At 72.4% G+C, this 4741-nt stretch carries 7 protein-coding genes and 1 pseudogene; 2 read left to right on the top strand and 6 right to left on the bottom strand.

What is annotated here, in order from left to right; translation table 11 throughout:
• Positions 1 to 226, top strand: a pseudogene (locus PROKR_RS00875) (sirohydrochlorin chelatase); the annotation flags it as partial.
• Between the two features lie 3 nt (positions 227 to 229).
• Here PROKR_RS00875 and PROKR_RS00870 read toward each other — a convergent pair.
• Positions 230 to 1162, bottom strand: a complete 933-nt coding sequence (locus tag PROKR_RS00870; RefSeq protein WP_036958899.1) for a 5'-3' exonuclease — start codon at positions 1160 to 1162, stop codon at positions 230 to 232.
• A 152-nt stretch (positions 1163 to 1314) separates the two neighbouring features.
• Between PROKR_RS00870 and PROKR_RS00865 the strand changes: the two genes are divergently transcribed.
• Positions 1315 to 1728, top strand: a complete 414-nt coding sequence (locus tag PROKR_RS00865; protein ID WP_157601791.1) for a hypothetical protein — start codon at positions 1315 to 1317, stop codon at positions 1726 to 1728.
• 50 nt (positions 1729 to 1778) lie between these two features.
• Here PROKR_RS00865 and PROKR_RS00860 read toward each other — a convergent pair whose 3' ends face one another.
• The 5 genes from PROKR_RS00860 to PROKR_RS00840 form a co-directional block, all read right to left on the bottom strand.
• Positions 1779 to 2174: a fluoride efflux transporter FluC gene (locus PROKR_RS00860; RefSeq protein WP_342665842.1), complete on the bottom strand. Its 396-nt coding sequence runs from the start codon at positions 2172 to 2174 to the stop codon at positions 1779 to 1781.
• Positions 2175 to 2179: 5 nt separating this feature from the next.
• Entirely contained in the window at positions 2180 to 2647 is a 468-nt protein-coding gene (locus PROKR_RS00855) for a fluoride efflux transporter FluC (protein WP_036958896.1), read from the bottom strand.
• Positions 2648 to 2697: 50 nt separating this feature from the next.
• Positions 2698 to 3159 carry a universal stress protein gene (locus PROKR_RS30365; RefSeq protein ID WP_160158951.1) on the bottom strand — a complete coding sequence of 154 codons (462 nt, stop codon included), beginning with the start codon at positions 3157 to 3159 and terminating at the stop codon, positions 2698 to 2700.
• Positions 3160 to 3183: 24 nt separating this feature from the next.
• Complete coding sequence (locus PROKR_RS00845; protein ID WP_051432564.1) at positions 3184 to 4209, bottom strand: sigma-70 family RNA polymerase sigma factor; 1026 nt, start codon at positions 4207 to 4209, stop codon at positions 3184 to 3186.
• 72 nt (positions 4210 to 4281) lie between these two features.
• On the bottom strand, positions 4282 to 4741 hold a 460-nt coding region (locus tag PROKR_RS00840; RefSeq protein WP_169736276.1), incomplete at its 5' end, for an ATP-binding protein.

Here is a 4741-nt window from a genome sequence, read left to right as displayed (position 1 = left end):
CGAGCCGCGGGTCCCGGACGCGGTGGCGGCCGCCCGCGCGGCAGGCACCGGGCGCGTCATCGTCGTGTCCTACCTCCTGGCGCCGGGCTACTTCCTGGACCGGGTGCTGGAGGCTGGCGCCGACGTCGTGACCGACCCGGTCGCGGGCCCCGCCGGGGCCGACAAGCCCGACCCGCGGCTGGTCCAGGTCGTGCTGGACCGCTACGACGCGGCCGCCGGCGACTGAGCCTCAGGCCCAGCCGAACGCCGTCCGGACCCGGTCCACGCTCGACCGCAGGCCCCACTGCGCGGTGAGCGCCTCCAGCGCGTCGGGGTCCGCGGGCGCCTTCGGCACCGCGGGGTCGAACGCGGGCAGCGGCGCGTCGCGCGCCACCTGCACCACGACGGGCGCGACCTTCAGGTAGTCGTCGGCCTCGAGCAGGCGACGGCGCTGGGTGGTGGTCAGTCCCTTGTCACCGGAGTCCCGGGCCGTGAGGATCCCGGCGAGCGTGCCGTACTGGGCCAGCAGCTTCGCGGCGGTCTTCTCGCCCACGCCGGGCACGCCCGGCAGGCCGTCGCTCGGGTCGCCCCGCAGCGTCGCCATGTCGGCATAGGCCTGCCCCGAGGCGACGCCGTACCTCTCGACCAGCCGAGCCTCGTCCACCACGTCGGGATCCCGGATGCCGCGTGCCGGGTACAGCACGCGGACGCCGGCGGCGTCGTCGACGAGCTGGAACAGGTCACGGTCTCCCGTGACGATGTCCACCGGCCCGGCGCCCTCCGCGACGGCGCGCGAGGTCAGGGTGCCGATGACGTCGTCGGCCTCGTAGCCGGGCACGCCCACCCGTGCGATGCCCAGCGCGGCGAGCACCTCCACGATGACCGGAACCTGGGCGAGCAGCGTCTCGGGCACCTCCTCGATCCCGGTGGTGCCGGGCACCTCCTGCGCCACGCGGTGCGCCTTGTAGCTGGGGATCGCCTCGACGCGGAAGGCGGGGCGCCAGTCGTCGTCCCAGCACGCGACCATGCGGTCGGGACCGTGCGTCGTGGCGAGCCACGCGATCGTGTCCAGCAGCCCGCGGACGGCGTTCACGGGTGTGCCGCTGGGCGCCCGCAGGGAGTCGGGCACGCCGAAGAACGCGCGGAAGTAGAGCGAGGCGGAGTCGAGGAGCATGAGGCTCATGCAGCGAAGCCTGCCACGCCCCACCGACACGCGGGCTGTCGAGCGCGCGAGATGCGTGTGCGGGACTCGACCAAGGGACGTCTGCGGGACGTATGCAAATCAATAGGCCGTTGTAGGTCTGTTCCGACCCGTTGTGCCCGTAGTGTCCCAGCATGACAAGCAAAGGACAGCAGGTGACCGAGGTCATCGAAGGCCTCGGCCTGGGTATGGCGGCGGTCGGCACGACGCGGGTCACCAACGACAGGGTGGACCTCGAGCGTGCCCTGAGCCACGCGTGGTCGGGCTGGGCGCACCGCGGCGACTACCCGTTGATCGAGCGGGCGCAGAAGCCGGGGAACGAGCTCCGGGCCGGGATCAGCGGCTCGAGCCGGCGGACCAACGCCGCGGTCGTCTGGCGGGAGAGCGGCGACTGGTACGTCGTCGACATCGCGCTGGTGAACCGCACGCCGGAGGAGGCGGCGCGGTTCGTCGGCAGCCGGCCGCTCGAGGAGTGGAAGCTCCTGGCGGAGCTCTTCCTCGGCGCGGTCAACCCCGGCGACGTACCGGTGAGCGACGTCAAGGTGTGAAGCACACGGAGCGTCCGCCGACGGCGACCGCGGCGGCGCTCCGAGCCAGGTCAGACGAACAGGCCGCCTGCCGCCACGCCCGCGGCCGCCGCGAGCACCGTCACCAGCAGCGTGCCCAGCGTGTTCGCCAGCGCGAGCCGCAGCCTGCCGGAGCGGGCCAGGCGCACGGATTCCACGGTGGCTGTGGAGAACGTGGTGTACCCACCGCACAGGCCGGTGGTCAGGGCGAACTGCACGAGGTGTGCGACGTCGGGGGACACGCCGTACCAGGTGAGCGTGTGGAACAGGGTCGAGAAGGTGCCGATCAGGAACGAGCCGCTGACGTTCACGACGAACGTGCCCCACGGGAACCCGCCGCCGTGCCGGGCGCGGACCTCGCCGTCGACCACGAAGCGGGCGGCCGCGCCCAGGCCGCCGCCGACAGCCACGAGGAGGAGTGCGAGCACCGGTGTCACCTGCCCTCTCGACGTCGGTCCGCGCGGGCCGCCAGCGCGATCCCGCTGAGGCACGTCGCCGTGCCACCCGCGAGGGTGAGCGCCGCGTACAGCAGCGCGAGCCACGGCATCCCTTGGCCGAGCAGCTCCTGCACCTCGAGGGCGAGCGCAGAGTAGGTGGTGAACCCGCCGAGCACGCCCGTGCCGATCCCGAGCCGGATCTTGCGGCGCCGGACCGTCTCTCGGCCGCGCCGGGCGAGGGCCTCCAGGAGGTAACCCAGGGCGAACGCCCCGACGAGGTTCACGACGAGCGTGCCGACCGGGAACCAGAGGATCGTCCCGCTCGCGCCCGGGAACGCGATGGTCAGGGGCGTCAGCAGGATCCCGGCCCACATGCTTACCAGGTACCGGGCGACAGATCCGCCCGCACCGCCCAGCGCGACGAGGCCCACGTACCGCCAGTCGCGGTGAGGCGCACTCTTCACGCGGCGGTTCCCCTCATGGACGCTCGACAGGTGTGGGAAGAACCTATCGCTCACGGGGCCGACATCGTCTCTGGGAGCACCACGACGGGGCGGGACTGGTTGTGGATGAGCCGCCCGGCGACGGTCCCGCCCACCAGGTTCGTCGTCCAGCCGCGCAGGCCCGGGCGGTGGGCACCGACGACGATCATCGCCGCCTCCACCTCGTCGGCCACCCGGCCCAGCTCGACCGCCGGGTCACCGGCCCCGCGCAGGGCCGACCACGGCAGGCCGACGTCGGCCATCGCCCGGTTCAGCCCCGCCAGGACGTCGGCTCCGTAGGCGTCCGAGGACACGGCGATGTCGGGGTCCACCGACACGGTGAATCCCCGTGAGTCCGAGACCGCGGTCTCGTCGACCCACACGCACACGAGCTCGATCAGGCTTCCACCCAGAGACTGGACGAGCGACGCTGCCCGCCGAGCCAGCTCCGGGTGCTTGTGGTCCACGCCGACCACCACGGATCGCACAGTCACCCTGATGAGGGTATTGCCAATCGCTCAATCGAGGTGGTCCGGCAGGCCGAAACGTGGAAACCACTTTTCCGTGTCGATGAAGGTGGTGATGCCGGTGATGTGCGTGCCGTCGTTCTCCAGCACCACGATGCCCCACGGGAAGTGGCCGCCCTTGGGGTCCTGGCGGTACTGCGCGAATCCCGGCGTCCCGTTGACGTGGATGGGCACGCAGCGCGAACCCTCGCACCCGTGGCCGGGCCCGGTCATCCACGCCTGGATGTTCTCGATGCCCTCCAACCACATCGCGTACGGCGGCATGTTCATCACCGCGTCCTCGCGCAGCAGGTTGGCCAGAGCGGTCATGTCGTAGCGCTCGAACGCCGCGACATACCGCTCCAGCAGCTCCGTCTCGTCGGCCGAGGCGGCGTGCTCCGGGAGCTCCGAGGTGCCGGACCGGTCCGGTGACTTCTCCGCGAGCGTGGCGCGGGCGCGCTGGAGCGCGCTGTTCACCGACGCCACCGAGGTGTCGAGCAGCGTGGCGACCTCGGCGGCCGGCCAGCGCAGCACCTCGCGCAGGATCAGGACGGCGCGCTGCTTGGCCGGCAGGTGCTGGAGCGCCGCGACGAACGCGAGGCGCACCGACTCCCGCGCGACGGCGGTGTCCGCCGGGTCGCTCGCGCCGGGGAGCACGTGCTCGGTAGGCACCGGTTCGACCCACGCGTACTCGGGGAGCACCATCGTGAGGCTCTCCTCGACGGGGTCGGCGGCGGCACCGAGCCCCATGGGGCGTTCCCGCTTGGCGCGGCTCGAACCGAGCTGGTCGAAGCACACGTTGGTGGCGATGCGGTACAGCCAGGTGCGGAGCGAGGAGCGACCCTCGAACCGGTCGTACGAGCGCCACGCGCGCAGGAGGGTCTCCTGCACCGCGTCGTCGGCGTCGAAGGTTCCGCCCAGCAGGCGATAGCAGTATCCGGTCAGCTCGCGGCGGTACACCTCGAGCTGTGCCGAGAGCTCGGCCCCGGCCAGGTCCTCACCGGTGCTCTGCTTGGGATGTGACGCAGTCTGTGCCATAGCTCACACCGTACGCGGAGCCACTGACACGCTCCGCTGGATTCGACCCTGGCCGAAGGCCTCACCCCAAGTTCACCCCAGGTCGAGCTCGAACCACACCGTCTTGCCCGTCCGGCGCCCCTCGCGCGCGGGTCCGTTCCGGTGTGTGGGGCGCGCGGGTCCGCCGTGCCGGTCCACGCCCCAGCGGGACGCGAGACGTTCGAGGAACTGCACGCCGCGTCCCCCGAACTCGGTGACCGTCGGGTCGCGCAGCTCGGGCTGCACGGTCGAGGAGTCGCGCACGCCCACCCGCAGCCGGTCCAGGTCCACCTCGACAGTGGCCGTGAACGGCGCCTGCCCGTGGTCGACGGCGTTGGTCAGCACCTCCGACGTCAGCAGCATCACGGTGCGCCGCAGGGGCATCGGCACGCCGCAGCTCTCCAGCACGTCGTCCACCCAGATCCGGGCCGGGCCCACGTCGCACAGGGACGGGGCGAGCTTGCGCTCCGCCGTGGCGGGGCGCCCGGGCGACGGCGGGCCCGACGGGGCCGCC

The organism is Promicromonospora kroppenstedtii DSM 19349, from assembly GCF_000515355.1.
GTDB classification, from domain to species: Bacteria; Actinomycetota; Actinomycetes; order Actinomycetales; family Cellulomonadaceae; genus Promicromonospora; species Promicromonospora kroppenstedtii.
Note: the sequence above shows the minus strand (reverse complement) of the source record. Positions and strands in the feature narration are given on the sequence as shown.